The organism is Prevotella melaninogenica, assembly GCF_013267595.1.
Lineage (GTDB): Bacteria > Bacteroidota > Bacteroidia > Bacteroidales > Bacteroidaceae > Prevotella > Prevotella melaninogenica_D.
The window spans coordinates 1649156-1664492 of record NZ_CP054011.1; the positions used below are offsets into that span (position 1 = coordinate 1649156).

Here is a 15337-nt window from a genome sequence, read left to right on the forward strand (position 1 = left end):
CTTTATTCTTCTTTACTCTGTCTCTTTTTTAAGTTCATCAATCTGTTGGATAATATCGGAATTAATGCGTTGCATACGAAGATATAACCATATACCGATGGCTACTCCGACGATTAAGCCAATACCACCGCCAACAATCATACCATGAAACATTGATGTATGGTCTCCTCCATTCGCAGCACCTGAACCATAGTATGTCTCGATAAAGAACCAAGGAGTCCATATAGTCATTATGATTGTGCCACATAAGAAGGACCTTTTGCGTAATTTCTTCATCCTTTGCATTTGTAAGGAAGCCGCTATGAGGTCGCCATTCAGGAACTCCTTCTTATTAACATGGTTGATATAAGCATCGAAACAAACAGTGAAAGTCATAACGAGTACGGTAAATCCGTAGAACCACCACGACGTGTTAAACAGTATCCGAACTTCATTGTAAGCGTAATAAGTAAATAGTAACACTAAGAATGACACCCATGTGTACTTCTTCATAAACGACATCTTATTGAGCATTGACTGTCTGATAAGTTTATCGTTGACGAGTGTTTGATTGTCAAGTTTATTCTTGAGGATGTCCAACTGCTGACGCATTTCCTCAAACTCTGTATGCTTTGTTTCCATTGTAGTTTTCTTTTTAATGTGATTGTTAAGCTTTGTAGGGTATTGGGCTAATTGGACCAATTGCCCTAATAGGGCTAATAAGACCAATAAGACTAATCCCATTCATTAATGGTTACTCCCCTACTCCTTTGTTGTTTCACTCGTTTTCTTCAGTTTCTCTTTGATTCTGAATAGTCTTACGGAGACATTCTTCGTACTGATACCGACGATTTCGCCAATCTCTTCATAGCTCATATTCTCCAACCAAAGGAGGATGATAGCTCGGTCGAAAGGACCTAACTGGCTGATACGACGGTTAAGTTGCTGTATCTGTCGGCTGTCATCATCACTATCCGTAAAGGGATTGATGTTCATCGTAAGTGGAATCGTTTTCCGTTTCCGTTTCTTTCGGTCACAAGAGATGCAAGTGTTGAGGCTGATACGATAGATCCACGTGCGTACATCGCTTTCTCCCCGGAAGTTCTGCAGACCCTTCCAAAGGTTTATCAATACCTCTTGAAAGAGGTCGTTCACCTCATCTTCATCCTTTGAGAACATATAGCACACGGTGTAGATGGTGCTTTTATGTTCTCTCACGATGCGTGAGAAGTCTTGTTCATTTTGTAGGTTGTCCATCTGTTGATAGGTTGATTTTTGCTCATTAGACGCACGTAGTAAATGAAAAACTACACGATAGAGATAAAATTTTTATTTATCGTGTGCAAAAGTATTGTTTTATGAGGATAAATACAAGTCCTCGAAGGCTTTATTTAGTAAAGAAGATAGACTTGTTTTCAGCATTCAAAATATTAGATTACTTGATTTCTAATGATTTATAACCGTTTTACCAAGGCTCAACAAATATTTTACAGTTATAATTTAATAGTTGAAAAATTTTGCTGTTTTAATTATAATATCTATCTTTGCCAAAGATAGGAACGTCTGAAAGAATTAGAAGTAGTTTCCGGCGTATTCGCTGGAGTTTGATACGAAGTATCGTCACTATCGTTAACGAAGGTTCACGATAAGAGTAATTCCCTTACAGCGTTCCTATTTTTTTTGTTTTTAATAAGTGCACTATGGCAACTAAAACAGTAAATGCAAGAAACTATACAAAGGCTGATTTTGAGAATAAGCTGCGTTATTTGAATGATCCACAAGAACTTGCTAAGCTACTGAACGAACTGAGCGAGCCTTATCCCTATTATGTTTTTCGTGCGAAACAACTAAGTTTTTTAGCTGATACCAATAATATCAATCGACGCTGTAAGACTTTCCTACTTCGCAAAAAGCATGGTGGCTATCGTGAGATTACCGCACCGAAAGGGGCACTTCATGATATCCTGCATGCGTTGAATATAGTTCTTCAGACCTATGACGAGCCTACTCCTTGGGCGTTTGGCTTTGTCTGTGGTCGTTCTGTGGTTGATAATGCACGTCCACATGTGGGAAAACGTTATATTCTGAACCTTGATTTAAAGGATTTCTTCCCCACTATTACACGCCAGCAGGTGGCTGACTGTCTGACGGCAGAGCCTTTTGGCTTCTCGTCATTGGCTGCAAAACTCGTTTCAGGACTGGCTACTGTGCGCACAAAGAACAATGAAGAAGTATTAGCACAGGGCTTTGCAACATCGCCAACGCTGTCGAACTTTATTTGTCGGGAGATGGATAAGGAGATAGCGAGCATAGCTACTGCACAAGGCATCACCTTTACCCGTTATGCTGATGACCTCACTTTCAGTTCTGATACAGATATTCTTCGTCCACAGGGAGAGCTTGTACAACAGGTAAAGGCTATTGTTGAGCGTTATGGTTTCCGACTGAATGAAGAGAAAACCCACCTACAACGCCGTGGAAGACGGCAGGAGGTAACAGGCTTAATGGTAACTGAAAAGGTGAATGTAAGCCGCCGTTACGTGCGTGAAATTCGTTCCTTGCTGTATATCTGGGAGCGTTACGGTTATGAAGATGCCTGTCAGGCAGCGTGGAAGAGCTACAGGCAGCAGCATGGAAAGACAAAGGGACATCAGCATTGCGTACCTCTTAATGCTGTTCTGAGGGGTAAACTGAACTACATGAAGATGGTGCGTGGAGCCGATGACCCACTCTATCAGCGTTTTGTTAGTCGTTATACTTCTTTGCAACAACGAAGTAAGGGAGATATAAAAGAGGTGGCATATAAGGCTTATATGGGTAAGTATCTTTCTAATTCAACAGAAGATAGGATGACAAGTGCTGACGTTTTGCCAAATGACAACACATCATCACATCAGCTCGGAGCTACAAGCAGCAATCCTTATGACCCAAGAAAAAAGAGCAAACGCATTCTTAACTTTATAGTGATGGTGATTATATTGCTTGCTATTATACTCATCAAATTGTTTTTAAAATCACTTCTGTAAGCAGTAAAAAGTAAGTTAATAAGTAGCGTAATTCTCATCTTTCGTCATGTAGATGACTGCCTTTTGCGAATTATTTTCATGAAAAGAAATATTTATTTTCATGAAAATAATTCGCTGTTTACTTAATCTTATCAACTGGTAGGATTACTTCTCCCAATGGAATCATGGCATTGAAGAGGCTTATATACTGATAATTAGGAATGTCTGAAACCATGATTTCACGCTCTTGAAGCAGTCCACAGTCGAGCAGTCGTTGGCGCATCGTACCGCGAAGAAGTGGCGTAGAGGGTGTAAACCATTGTTCTCCATCATAGAGTGCAATGTTAGTATAGGATGTATCTGTAAGGTGATTGTTGCGAACAATAAGTATTTCGTCGCAGTCACCTTGCTGTTTTTTTAGTTCGTTAAGTGCCGAGCGGTCAGTACTCTTGTAGGGATAGCTAATATTGTTGTCGTAGACAAGGTGTAAAGAGTTGATTTCCTTACATATATAAGGAGTACAGGTGATGTCGTGGATGCCCTCTTTATCATAGACAAAGCGTAGCTTTGAGCATTCCATCGGTAAGCTAACAGCCTTTAGAAGGTCAGCTATATGCAGCGGTTCTGTCAGTCCTAACATCTCTTTACGTGTACGGTTCATTCGCTGTTCGTGGTAGGCAAGATTGCAGACACAGCCGTCTATTACCCTTATTGTCTCAATATATTGGCACATAAACCTTTTCTATCACCTCTTTATATTCGTCATCGTTATTGCTTTGAGCCGTAATGCCGCCCCCAGCCTTATAATGGAACTGTCCGTCTTTATCCTGATCAATAAAGCGAATCATCACCGCACTGTCTACTTGTCCTTTGCTATAACAACCCATCACACCCGTATAAAAGTCTCTTTCATAGCCCTCAGCCTCATCGATTATCTCCATGGTACGTGGCTTAGGAGCACCCGTAATAGAGCCAGCAGGGAGTAAACGGAAGAGCAGTGTACCGACGTTCTCACGATAGTCTGTAGGGAGTTGACCTGTAATCTCTGAACTTGTCTGCAGGATTTCACCCTTGTTTGTTGTCAGATGGTCGATATAACGATAGCGTTTCACCTGCACTTGCTCTGCTATGATACTCAAGTCGTTGCGGATAAGGTCGACGATGGTAGCGTGTTCGGCTGCTTCTTTCTTATTTTCCATCAGTTCCTTTTCGGCTTCAGGACGTGTTGCATCAATCGTACCCTTCATTGGGAAGGAACTGATAAGTCCTTCTTTATTGATACGAACGAATATTTCTGGAGAGAAACAAACGAACTTCTCTTTCATCCAACAGCGATATAACGCCTTTGAACGCATGAAGATATCGTGCAAGGAAAGATTTGTACGGACAGGAATCTTGCATGTCAAGTTGGCTAAATAACTGTCGCCTTCACGCTCTCTTTGCTTGACAAGGTTGATACGCTGTTCATAGTCATCTCTTGTGAGTGGTTCGGTATACCATTCCACAGCCTCATTGCTGTAGCTTTCTCCCTCAGGGATATTAGAAAGGCTTGGGAAAGCAAAAAGCAATTCGTGTGGATTGATGTCCGCATACTCCTCTACATATGCACCATCAGCTTTATAATTGATGATAAAGATAAAGTCTTTACCTTCCTTAGCTAACGTGTTCATCCGCTGAATGGCACGTTCACGGTCGTATAGTATCATATTCTTTTGTTGCAAGCAGATGAGGTGTTTTGTCTCTTTGTTTATCTTTCTCCAATCTTGAAAATATCCTTTGGCTCAAATACTCCTGACTTCTCTGTTTTTGCAAGTTCAATCATACAACGCGCAACGACTTCTGTCTTCATAGGTCGTTGGCTCTGTAAGAGTCCTATTTGATTGAGGAATTGCAGTATAGAAACAGACAGTTTCTCAGAACTTCTTGTCGTATTCTTACGAATTAATGCAGGTGGACGGAGTATGGAGATATGCTGGAAAGGAAGCTGTTTGATAGCTTCTTCTAATTCACCTTTCATCTTTGTATAGAAGAAATGTGAGTTAGCATTAGCCATAGCTGTGGACACCAAGACAAAAGAAGGTACTCCCTGCTCTGCTGCTATCTTAGCGAAATTGTATTGATAGGTATAATCTATCTTGTATTGATTCTCCTTTGAGCCAGCCGCTTTGCGCGTTGTACCCATGCAAGAGAATATGACATCGCCTTGTACGGAGAGTCTCCACTTATCCGACTGGTCGAAGTCTACGATATGTGTTGTTACCTTTTCGTTGTTTATGCCTGGGTCTCTTCTGACGAAGATAGCTATTTGTTCGATAGTATCATCATTGATAAGCTCTTGGACAAGGTCTTTACCTATTGCACCAGTAGCTCCTAATATTATTGCTCTCATTGAGGGGATTGGGTGATGGGTGTTGAATGTTGGGTGTTAATGATATGTGGGAATGGGGTGTTGGAGGTGAAACATACATTATTATTATGGCTTAATAATAATCTTGAGGTGGTAAACCTCTGGTGTAATACGCTGTTCGATGTGATACCTATCAGGGTAAATCAGCTCTAAACGGCGGTACATATTCTCTAATCCGATACCCTTTCCACTCTTGTCTGTGTCGTTTTTTGGATAGTTACTGTTCTCACAGAGAAAGACTATCTTACCGTTATCTTCTGTGATAGATATGTGGATAAACGATGGTTTATTGGCACTTATACCATGCTTAAAGGCATTCTCAACAGGTGTTAGGAATACCAATGGCGCAATGAGTAGTTGTGTGTTATGGATGATGAATTGGCTCTTTATCTCTACATTGCTGCCTGACCGTAGCGTCATCAGATTGATATAGTTCTTGATAAAGGCTATCTCACCATTCAGACTCACCTCCTTAGGCTGTGTCTCATAGAGTGCGTAGCGTAGAAGTTCAGACAGTTGACCGATTGCCTTTTGGGCATTATTCGGGCTTGTCTGGGTGAGTGAGGCTATGTTATTGAGCGTATTGAAGAGGAAGTGTGGGTTTAGCTGGTTCTTCAGCCATGCCAATTCGGCTTCCGTCATCTTCTGTTTCTCCTCTCTAAGCTGTCTTCTGAGCGTACTATGGCGGATATAGTAACGCACAAAGATAGCCGCAACGACCATTGCATAGTTGAGAATCATCCACATCACACCAAACTGATAGAAGCCTATTCGTATAGGTGCGTTGGGTAAATCAGCATTATAAATGCTGAAGATATGATGATTCCAAAGGACGATAAACAGCAGATTGATTACCCAGAAGGCCCAGTGCTTTATCTTATTCTTTGCTTCAAAGAGATAAGGAACAAGCACATAGAAGTTCGCCATGAAGACAATCAGTAACAAGAAAAGTACGAAGGCATTGACACACATGGACTCCTTGGCGGCATTGACATCATGTTCAAGTAGCATAATGACCAATGACCAGATAGATACAAGGAGTGCATAAATGCCTACCTGTGCGCCAAGAACGGACAGGTTATAGCGACTCAGGCAATACTTCTTTATATCCTCCAATACCTTCATGCTGCAAAGATAGTCTTTTATAAGGAAAGAAGCAAGCAGAATCTATACTACATTTTTACTTTTTCTTGTTTTAACACAGAAATGTAATTATCGGTAAATCAGGGCTTTATAAGGGTAGATTGTCTCGCTTGTTAGGCAAATAAGTCTAATTGGTACATTCTTTCAAGGTGATTAATCGCCTTTTTATGCCTAATTATCCAAACTCTATTTGCTATTTACCCCTAATCATTAAGCCCCAAATCTATCCTCTCCTCTTATCAAAAGTATGATTTATTGTAGAGGAGTTAGCCCTCCGCACCATTGGTGCTTACGGTCCGCACGTATGGTGCTAAGCATGAACACCACTCGTGCGGAGTATCAACACCACAGTAGGATACCACAAAAAAGAGGCGTTCCTGCCGTTGGGATGATAACGAAAGACACCGATGTTGAATTACATCTATTGAGTCCTATTCGCTGATTTAAGCCTTATTCTGATCAGCCTTGATTAAGGCAAGCAATCGCTCGACCGCTTCCTCCTCTGGGATATTGTGCTCAACGCATACCTGTTTGCGGTAGAGGCTCACCTTCTTTGGACCTGCACCCACATATCCATAGTCTGCATCAGCCATCTCACCGGGTCCATTCACGATACAGCCCATGATTCCTACCTTCAGTCCTGTCATTCCCTTGGTAGCTTCTTTGATGCGAGCAATCGTCGTACGAAGGTCGTAGAGTGTACGACCACAGCCCGGACAAGAGATGTATTCGGTCTTCACCATGCGCAATCTACCTGCTTGAAGAATACCGAAAGCCGTTTGTTCAATATCCTCTTGTGAGAGGTTGCCATTGTTCATCAGCCAGATACCATCGGTAAGTCCGTCCATCATGAGTGCACCCATATCTGCTGCAGCCTCTAATTGGAACTTCTCTTTAGCCGTAGTTGTCTCAGCCTGTTGGCTGTTACTGCTTTCTTCCTTCTCTTCGGTAGTTGAATGCTGATACATCTGGGCGAAGATGATAGGGTTCTTTACCCCTGCTATCATCAGTTGATGTGCCAATGCACGCTGGTCACCAAGGCGGTTCTGATGGCTTGTCATACATACCACAACCACCTCTGGATGTGTTTTCAGACAAGCAAGGAACTCCTCTGAAGGTGTACCAAACTTCAAGACGAGGAACTTAACATCACTGTTTATCGCACTGATGAAAGGCATTCCCGTCACAGGGAAGATAGGATAGACGTTCTCTAAGGACTGCTTACCACTGTTGGCAATGTCCATATAAGCGTCATAATCAAGGATATACTTCTGTTTCTTTGCCCTTTTCTCAGGCAATTCACCCTGTACATAGATATAGTCTGGCTTTGGTAGCTCTGGTGATGACACCTCGGCAGTAGCTTGGTCAGCCTTTCGAGTGGCAATAACAACAGGGACATTCTCGCCACCGATGTTGCCTGCAGCCACTGTCTCACGTCGGTTAGGATGGAGATAATCAAAGTCAGCATACTGTTCAGCAGGGATGAGAAGATGTTTCTCGTGTCGACGGATATACCATGTAAGGTGTTTAGCCACTGGAATCTCGCACTCTGGCTCTTCACTCAGTGATACACGGATCGTGTCACCAAGCCCATCAGCGAGCAAAGCACCAATACCTACGGCACTCTTAATGCGTCCGTCTTCACCTTCACCAGCCTCGGTAACACCAAGGTGGAGCGGATACTGCATACCTTCCTTGTCCATCTCAGCCACAAGAAGGCGTACGGAACGAACCATAACAACCGTATTTGAGGATTTGATAGAGATGATAATGTCATGGAAGTCATACTTACGGAAGATGCGTAGGAACTCCATGCAGCTCTCTACAATACCTTCTGGTGTATCGCCATAACGGTTGCGAATACGGTCAGAGAGGCTACCATGGTTGACACCAATACGTACAGCGGTGTGGTTCTCCTTACATATATTGATGAAAGGAATCAGTCTGTCCTCAATCTTCTGTAGCTCTTGCGCATATTCCTCATCGGTATACTCCAGCTTTTTGAACGTACGAGCAGGGTCGACATAGTTACCCGGATTGATACGAACCTTCTCTGCATAGAGTGCAGCAACGTCTGCTACATTCGCATTGAAGTGAACATCCGCACAGAGCGGAGCCATATAATTGTCTGCACGTAGTTGTGCATTGATATTCTTTAAGTTCTCTGCCTCACGCTTTCCCTGCGTTGTGAGGCGTACAAGTTCTCCTCCTGCATCAATGATACGCTTAGCTTGTGCAACGCTTCCTTCGGTATCATCGGTGGAAGTCGTTGTCATTGATTGTACGCGTACAGGGTTCTCTCCACCAATGTTGAGTGCACCAACATGCGTGACAGAGGTTTTCCTTCTTTCAAAGTTGAATAAATCTATCATGTTCTATTTGGATAATGGGGTACCTCCCCAAGCCCTTTTGGGATGATGAAAAACCTCCCTACGCCCCTCTAAGAGAGGGGTTATAGTAAGAGGTAATAAGTGGTAACGACCTTTACCCTAATTGTTTCCCATTGTTACTCCACCTTTTTGAGGGGTTAGGGACGGTCTTAGCACTTAAACTTATAATCCTTTAGTTCAGCTAACTCCTTGTTAGCCTTCTCTATCTTCTTTCCTAATGAAGCCTTCCAGTTGTCAATCTTCTTTGCAATAGCCTCATCACCGAGTGCTATCATCTCAGCTGCAAGGATGGCAGCATTCTGTGCTCCATTGACGCCAACAGTAGCAACTGGAATGCCAGGAGGCATCTGAACGATAGAAAGTAAGGCATCAAGACCATCGAGCATACCCTTAATTGGCACGCCAATGACTGGAAGTGGTGTTGAAGCAGCGATAACACCGGGTAGAGCAGCAGCCATACCAGCCGCAGCAATGATAACTTTTACGCCACGACCTTTTGCTTCCTTGGCAAAAGTCTCTACTGCGTCAGGTGTACGATGAGCTGAGAGTGCATTCACTTCAAAAGGAATCTCTTGCTCTTCCAACCACTTACAAGCTTTTTCCATTACGGGTAAATCGCTTGTTGAACCCATGATAATACTAACTAATGGCTTCATATTCTTTATGTATTAAGTTTATTTTCGTTGTTTGTTTTATGTGTATTTATTCTTAAGACAGATGTAATTTCCTGTCAGTTTATTCTTTATTCTTTGGCAATCAGTGGACTTTTCTACTGCTATTGATTCTATACAACGATGATTGTAATGAATGAACAGATGATTCCTAAGAAGAAACCCGATGCCACTTGCTCCAATGAATGTTGCCTGAGAATCATTCTACTGCTACCTACAAAGCCTGAAACGATGAGTGTAAGACAAAGCCACCACATCGGATTGAAGTTGAATAGCAGTGAAAAAGCTATCAAAGAACCTGTCACACCACCGATAGCTGCCGTATGTGTAGATATCTTCCACCACACGTTGATGATAGCACAGAGAATCTGAATAATCAATGCTACCATAAGTATTGACGTCAGCATGTGAGGCAGGTGTAGGATGTTCATGATATAGAAGCACGTGAAGTAGCAAAGAATAGAAATCACATAAGGAACCATTCTTCGCTCTCGTTGCCCTAACTGAATCAATGTCCAGCCGTGGTATTGGCGGTAAAGGTGGATGAGTAAGGTAGGGATAAGCACTGTAAAAGCGTAAACCAAAAAGACATACGACAGCTTTGCCTGCCATGGGAACATACTTAGATAGCTAAAAGTAAAGATAGCTAATATGCCCACAACGGGTAAATAGAATGGTGTGAGAACCATACTCACAACTCTTGCTGTTAATATAATGTTCTTTTCGTTCATACTTTAACACCTAACACCTAACATCCAACACCTAATTACATCACTCCTTCCTCAGTCTTGCCACAGGTAATCCGAGTTGTTCGCGGTACTTGGCAACGGTGCGACGGGCTATTGGGAAGCCCTTTTCTTTCATCACTTTAGCAAGTGCATCATCACTGAGTGGCTTACGTTTGTCTTCTTTGTCGATTACTTCTTTGAGTGCCAACTTGATTTTACGAGTAGACATTTCCTCGCCATCTTCCGTTGTATAGCTATCAGTGAAGAAGAAACGCAGAGGGAATGTACCCCAACGTGTCTGTGCATACTTGATGTTGCTCACTCGTGATATGGTAGAGATATCCAGTCCTGTACGGTCGGCAATATCTTTAAGAATCATTGGTTTGAGGTCAGCCTCATCTCCATCTTGGAAGAATTTCCGTTGAATATCGATGATAGCCTTCATCGTCACTTGTAATGTATGACGTCTTTGCTTTACCGCTTCGATAAATCCTTGTGCCTTTTCCACCTTCTCTTTGGCATAAAGCAACGCCTCCTTCTCCTGTCGGTTCATATTAGCTTTGTTGTTGCGGTAGGTCTCCATCATATCATTGAAGGCCTGCGAAACGTGCAACTCTGGTAGATTGCCGTGGTTTAAGCTGAAAGTAACCGTACCATCATCCTCTGTGTCGACGATAAAGTCAGGTGTTATCTGTTGCAGGTTACGTCCTTGTGTCTCACCCATAGACGACCCCGGCTTCGGATTTAACTTACGAATCTCACGCTGAAGCGCCTCTACTTGAAGGTCAGACAGCGACAGTGCGCTTTGAATCTTATCCCAATGCTTCTTTTTGAAAGCGTCGAAATGATGCGAAAGGATATTGTAGATGTATTTATACAGATGACTATCTTTCTCCCATTCACCATTCTCTACCTTACGGTCTATCTGCAACAAGAGACATTCTTGCAAGTCTCTTGCACCGATACCAGCTGGGTCAAAGTCCTGCAGAATCTTCAGTACCTCTTCTAATTCCTTAGTAGACGCGTCAATCCCATAGTAGATAGCCAACTCATCGCTGATACTATCGAGGTCTTTTCGTAATAGTCCGTCATCATCAAGACTACCGATAAGATACTCCAAGATACTCTTCTGCCGCTCGGTAAGCTCTCTCTCGCCCACCTGCTCATTGAGTTTATCGATGAAAGAAGTCGTGTCTCCATACACAATCTCCTCATATTCAGCATTATTTCGTTGCTGTCTTGAATCGTATGTAGGAAGATCATCATCCGAACGCATACGCTCCAATGCCGAGTCGAGCGCATCTTGTCGCTCTTCTCGTTCCTGAAGTGTGTCGAAATCATCGTCTTCTGAATGCTCTACAGTATCGTTGTTATCAATGCTATCAGTCTCTTCTCCGCCTGCTTCTAAGGCAGGATTATCGTCGAGTTCAGCATTAACACTTTCCTCTAATTCTGTCAGTGGCATCTCCAACAACTTTACTTGCAGCATCTGCTGTTGTGAGAGACGCTGCACCTGTTGTTGTTTCTGGGTCTGAATTTGTACTTGTTCCTGTGCCATTGTTTACCTGAATTGTGCTACAAAAGTACTAAAAAACAAGTATAATCAAGTGAAATATTCCTTTAATTGTGCTGCTAAGGCAGAAAGTTTCTCTGGGTTATCATTTCCATAGCGGTTCCATACCTCCTGACATGGCATTAATAAGGGCGATATCAGAAGGTCGTCACGGTTCAGATAGGGGTCACAGAATTGGAACACATCCATCACCTCTACAATCATTTGTGGCTTTATCTTCATCAGCTTAGCAAGGTCTATCACCTCAGGTGTCTCCGCTGCCATCGTAATAGGAGTAAGACGGAAATAGAGGTCGAGAATCATAATGAGCATAAAAGGCTTCAGCTCTGTAGCCCCTTCCACTGGAAGGAAGTCATGTTCAAAGGTTTCGCGCACCTTCACACCATCATAGAACTCCCTTGGCTGGCCAAACCCCTTCATCGAACGCAGTTTCTTTACGTCTTTGTTCAGCTTTCTTGTGTTCTCTCCATACGTCTCCCAAATCAGATTAATGATGGGCATATCACGATGTCGCAACTTAAAAAGCTGTTCATAGAGGTTCTTTGGTGGTATGTGTAGTTCCAAACTGAGATCTACCAACGCACGTGAATACATCGGTTTCATTCCCTCTGGCTTTTTAAGATAAAGCTGTAGGAGTAGTAGCCAATAGTCATCAGACCATAAAGGATGTGTTGCCATAAGCGTAAAATATCCACTCTTGCTCCTCTCTTTCGAGTAGAGAAGAAGGAGAAATACTTGTCTAAAGGGTATCTATATTTGTCTTTCGCAAAGATACTCCTTTTTTATTATAATGGCAAAAGAAAGTGGCAGAAAGTTAATGGGTTAACGTGTAAACGAGTTGATAAGTTGTTTGTGGCATATAAATAGGCTCGAGTGTATTTGTTTATAGGTATAAATACGATTTAAATTGGGCATAAAACAGGTGTGTTAAGTTGCCGTTTTATTTCCTAATTTCCCCTTGTGAGCCTACCAATAGTTACTTGTTTCCAAATTATTTTCATGAAAAAAAATATTTTTCTTCACGTAAAAAAATATTTCTTTTCACGTAAATAAATGTTTTTCTTCATGAAAATAATTCGCTTTTGATGAGTATTTTGACCCTTAAAAGAGGGTCTATCTAATGATTTTCTATGCTAAAATGGGTGATTAAAAACCATTCTTTGGACTTAAATTTACGACATTCATCAAGCCAAATAACGTATGTTATACAGTCCTAACGACCTGTTTCTACTTCTTTTCTCCACCCACTAAGTCATCATTCTGAATGCTTCGTTCAGCCTTCTTGACGCTTGCTTTTAACTTACCAAAGTTCCATGAAAGACGGATTCCAAAGCATTTAGGTTTCATAACGGAGCGTTCATAACCAGTATAATCGCCTCGAACGATACGATAAGTACTTGATCTTTCTTTGATGAAAGGCGATTCTGCTGATAAAGATACTGTTAGCTTGTCTTTAAAAAAGCGACGTGTCAAGGTGAAATCATAGTAGAACCAATGCCCCTCAATGGCATACGGATCATAAATTCGGTTGCCATATTCACCTCCAATACTGGTTGTCAACGTTAATTCCCAAGGTATTTTCTGCTCCCAATTAAAGTAGATACCACCACCGCATCCGCTGTTCTTGGTAGAAGGTGTGGGCAAGGTGATTCGGGCATAACGCATGGAAGCGTTGAGTGTAAACGATGTTCCGGTGAAAGGAGTCCATTCTGTGTAAGATGAAATACCGAACACTTTACTCTTCAGTACGTTCTGATAAGTAGAAACATCTTTGCGATTTTGTTCATACAAGATACGACCTATACCATTGTTGGTAAATGAATAATAGGGACTTAATTGCAAAGTAAGTTTTGAAGCAACCAACATATACACAAGTTGTAGCTTTTGATTGCGACTGCTTCCTAAGTTTGCATTACCGAAAGAGACTTCTGTTGGTGTGCTAATGATGGCTGGATTGAGATAGCCGATGCCGGGTCTGTTGATGCTGGTATTATAGCTAAACTTCAGTGTTTGACCGTCGCTAATCTTGTATTGTAGGCTTGCTGATGGTACCCAGTCATTGAGATTAGCATGGTAATCGGCATTACTACCATCGGGATAGGACGCTTTCATGCGAGTAAACTCATATCTCAAACCTGCACGAGCAGCCCATTTGCCAGCGGTGAAGATATATGAGAGGTAGGCAGCAGCCACTTGTGCGTTATGCTTGAACTTACTTTCCATGTCAGGAGTAGTCCCTTGATAGTCCATTAATGACGTACTGTTGTTGTAACGAAGGATATATTTCGTTCCGCTTTCTAACTTATGGTGCTTTCCAAAGGGGCGTACATAGTCAATCTGGAAAGTATGTTCTGTGAAGCGTTCACGGGTATTCTGGTCGTAACTTGTATAGCTGACAGGGAAGTTAACCATGTTGTTATACATCTGACGGAAGATGGTGTGTGGTCGTGTAGCTGCCAACATATAAGAAAGCGTCAGGATTTCTCCATCTAAATGAGTCTTATGTTGATAATCCAAACGTCCTCCAATGTTAAGATGAGAATAGCCCGGAGTAGTCATATTATTGTCGAATTTGTAAATCAACTGGCTGTTCTTGTCCCATCGTTCATTCGTGCTTTGTGTGTTGGCATCGACTTTATAGCCAAAAAAATTGGTCGATGCGGTCAGCAAGTTGAGTGAGTCAACCTCATAACTGGCACTGATATTACCGAAATGTATTGTTGCTGCAGTACTATTAATCCCATATTCACGTTTTTGCTCGCCCGTCTTTACGTAGTCGTAAACCTCCTCTCTATTATTTTCTGTTTGTTTTCTGCTTTGGTTCATGTAGTTATAATTGACGGTTGTCGTGAGCTTTCCCACCTTTGTTGTTAGATAAGTACCAAGCCTTACAGAGCCGTGAGTGTTGACATCAGAGTTCACATTGCCTGATATTCCTTGTAGTTTAGTATTGCTCATCATGACGATGTTGAGGATAGCTGTAGTCCCTTCAGCATCATACTTGGCACCGGGATCAGTGATAACCTCAATCCTTTTGATCGTAGAAGCAGGTATTGCCTTGAGAATATCCTTAAGGTTCTGCCCTGAAAGACTTGGGTCAGGATGTCCGTTCCTATACACCTTAAAACTTGTAGAGCCTTGAACCCTGATGTTTTCTTGTCCGTCAACGGTGACAAGGGGTATTTTCTTGAGTATTTCTAAGGTCGTCTTCGTCTGTGCAGTCTTGTCATGCTGCACGTCATAGGTTAGCTTGTCAATATCATTCTTGATAAGCTGGCGCCTTTGTGCTACGACGACTTCCTCCAACTTCTGTGTCTTTGTTGAGTCTGTTTTGGTTGTGTTCTGGGCTGATAGGGCTGTTGCAGAGATGCAAGCAGTGAGTAATAGTATTGATTTATTCCACATAGTCAAAGCGTTAAGTTTATAGTTATCAATATGATG

Annotated in this window: 13 protein-coding genes; 1 reads left to right on the forward strand and 12 read right to left on the reverse strand. The window is 42.2% G+C overall.

Features of this window, described 5'->3' with window-relative positions; translation table 11 throughout:
• Positions 1 to 12: 12 nt before the first annotated feature.
• Together FIU21_RS12075 and FIU21_RS12080 are read right to left on the reverse strand one after the other, a co-directional pair.
• Entirely contained in the window at positions 13 to 621 is a 609-nt protein-coding gene (locus tag FIU21_RS12075; RefSeq protein WP_036885781.1) for a hypothetical protein, read from the reverse strand.
• A gap of 120 nt (positions 622 to 741) precedes the next feature.
• Positions 742 to 1236, reverse strand: coding sequence for an RNA polymerase sigma factor (locus FIU21_RS12080; protein ID WP_004358947.1), 495 nt, complete (start codon positions 1234 to 1236; stop codon positions 742 to 744).
• Positions 1237 to 1679: 443 nt separating this feature from the next.
• Here FIU21_RS12080 and FIU21_RS12085 point away from each other — a divergent pair, with 443 nt between their 5' ends.
• Positions 1680 to 3005, forward strand: a complete 1326-nt coding sequence (locus tag FIU21_RS12085; RefSeq protein WP_004358945.1) for a reverse transcriptase family protein — start codon at positions 1680 to 1682, stop codon at positions 3003 to 3005.
• Positions 3006 to 3123: 118 nt separating this feature from the next.
• Here the strand turns inward: FIU21_RS12085 and FIU21_RS12090 are convergent, their stop codons facing one another.
• The 10 genes from FIU21_RS12090 to FIU21_RS12135 all read right to left on the reverse strand — a co-directional run bounded on the left by FIU21_RS12090 (position 3124) and on the right by FIU21_RS12135 (position 15301).
• A complete protein-coding gene (locus FIU21_RS12090; RefSeq protein ID WP_004358943.1) occupies positions 3124 to 3717 on the reverse strand; it encodes an aminotransferase class IV in 594 nt (197 codons plus the stop codon).
• Complete coding sequence (locus FIU21_RS12095) at positions 3701 to 4690, reverse strand: aminodeoxychorismate synthase component I (RefSeq protein ID WP_004358942.1); 990 nt, start codon at positions 4688 to 4690, stop codon at positions 3701 to 3703. The genes FIU21_RS12090 and FIU21_RS12095 overlap by 17 nt, the downstream gene beginning before the upstream one ends.
• Before the next feature lie 41 nt (positions 4691 to 4731).
• Complete coding sequence (locus FIU21_RS12100; RefSeq protein ID WP_004358939.1) at positions 4732 to 5373, reverse strand: NAD(P)H-binding protein; 642 nt, start codon at positions 5371 to 5373, stop codon at positions 4732 to 4734.
• 84 nt (positions 5374 to 5457) lie between these two features.
• Positions 5458 to 6516 carry a sensor histidine kinase gene (locus FIU21_RS12105; RefSeq protein ID WP_013264633.1) on the reverse strand — a complete coding sequence of 353 codons (1059 nt, stop codon included), beginning with the start codon at positions 6514 to 6516 and terminating at the stop codon, positions 5458 to 5460.
• Between the two features lie 461 nt (positions 6517 to 6977).
• Entirely contained in the window at positions 6978 to 8906 is a 1929-nt protein-coding gene (locus FIU21_RS12110) for a 4-hydroxy-3-methylbut-2-en-1-yl diphosphate synthase (protein WP_004358935.1), read from the reverse strand.
• Between the two features lie 167 nt (positions 8907 to 9073).
• Positions 9074 to 9580: a 5-(carboxyamino)imidazole ribonucleotide mutase gene (purE, locus tag FIU21_RS12115; protein ID WP_004358933.1), complete on the reverse strand. Its 507-nt coding sequence runs from the start codon at positions 9578 to 9580 to the stop codon at positions 9074 to 9076.
• A 128-nt stretch (positions 9581 to 9708) separates the two neighbouring features.
• On the reverse strand, positions 9709 to 10326 hold the full coding sequence (locus tag FIU21_RS12120) for a hypothetical protein (protein WP_004358931.1): 618 nt from the start codon (positions 10324 to 10326) through the stop codon (positions 9709 to 9711).
• 40 nt (positions 10327 to 10366) lie between these two features.
• Entirely contained in the window at positions 10367 to 11881 is a 1515-nt protein-coding gene (gene rpoN, locus FIU21_RS12125) for an RNA polymerase factor sigma-54 (protein WP_036885747.1), read from the reverse strand.
• 45 nt (positions 11882 to 11926) lie between these two features.
• A complete protein-coding gene (locus FIU21_RS12130) occupies positions 11927 to 12574 on the reverse strand; it encodes a hypothetical protein (RefSeq protein ID WP_004358927.1) in 648 nt (215 codons plus the stop codon).
• A gap of 549 nt (positions 12575 to 13123) precedes the next feature.
• Positions 13124 to 15301 carry an outer membrane beta-barrel family protein gene (locus tag FIU21_RS12135; protein WP_050759729.1) on the reverse strand — a complete coding sequence of 726 codons (2178 nt, stop codon included), beginning with the start codon at positions 15299 to 15301 and terminating at the stop codon, positions 13124 to 13126.
• Between the last annotated feature and the right edge of the window lie 36 nt (positions 15302 to 15337).

Excerpts from the sequence above, each read along its gene's own strand:
- FIU21_RS12095 (WP_004358942.1), bottom strand. The coding sequence starts at position 4,690 with ATGATACTATACGACCGTGAACGTGCCATTCAGCGGATGAACACGTTA.
- purE (WP_004358933.1), bottom strand. The coding sequence starts at position 9,580 with ATGAAGCCATTAGTTAGTATTATCATGGGTTCAACAAGCGATTTACCC.
- FIU21_RS12105 (WP_013264633.1), bottom strand. The coding sequence starts at position 6,516 with ATGAAGGTATTGGAGGATATAAAGAAGTATTGCCTGAGTCGCTATAAC.
- FIU21_RS12085 (WP_004358945.1), top strand. The coding sequence starts at position 1,680 with ATGGCAACTAAAACAGTAAATGCAAGAAACTATACAAAGGCTGATTTT.
- FIU21_RS12120 (WP_004358931.1), bottom strand. The coding sequence starts at position 10,326 with ATGAACGAAAAGAACATTATATTAACAGCAAGAGTTGTGAGTATGGTT.
- FIU21_RS12135 (WP_050759729.1), bottom strand. The coding sequence starts at position 15,301 with ATGTGGAATAAATCAATACTATTACTCACTGCTTGCATCTCTGCAACA.
- FIU21_RS12090 (WP_004358943.1), bottom strand. The coding sequence starts at position 3,717 with ATGTGCCAATATATTGAGACAATAAGGGTAATAGACGGCTGTGTCTGC.
- FIU21_RS12110 (WP_004358935.1), bottom strand. The coding sequence starts at position 8,906 with ATGATAGATTTATTCAACTTTGAAAGAAGGAAAACCTCTGTCACGCAT.
- FIU21_RS12100 (WP_004358939.1), bottom strand. The coding sequence starts at position 5,373 with ATGAGAGCAATAATATTAGGAGCTACTGGTGCAATAGGTAAAGACCTT.
- FIU21_RS12075 (WP_036885781.1), bottom strand. The coding sequence starts at position 621 with ATGGAAACAAAGCATACAGAGTTTGAGGAAATGCGTCAGCAGTTGGAC.
- FIU21_RS12130 (WP_004358927.1), bottom strand. The coding sequence starts at position 12,574 with ATGGCAACACATCCTTTATGGTCTGATGACTATTGGCTACTACTCCTA.
- FIU21_RS12080 (WP_004358947.1), bottom strand. The coding sequence starts at position 1,236 with ATGGACAACCTACAAAATGAACAAGACTTCTCACGCATCGTGAGAGAA.
- rpoN (WP_036885747.1), bottom strand. The coding sequence starts at position 11,881 with ATGGCACAGGAACAAGTACAAATTCAGACCCAGAAACAACAACAGGTG.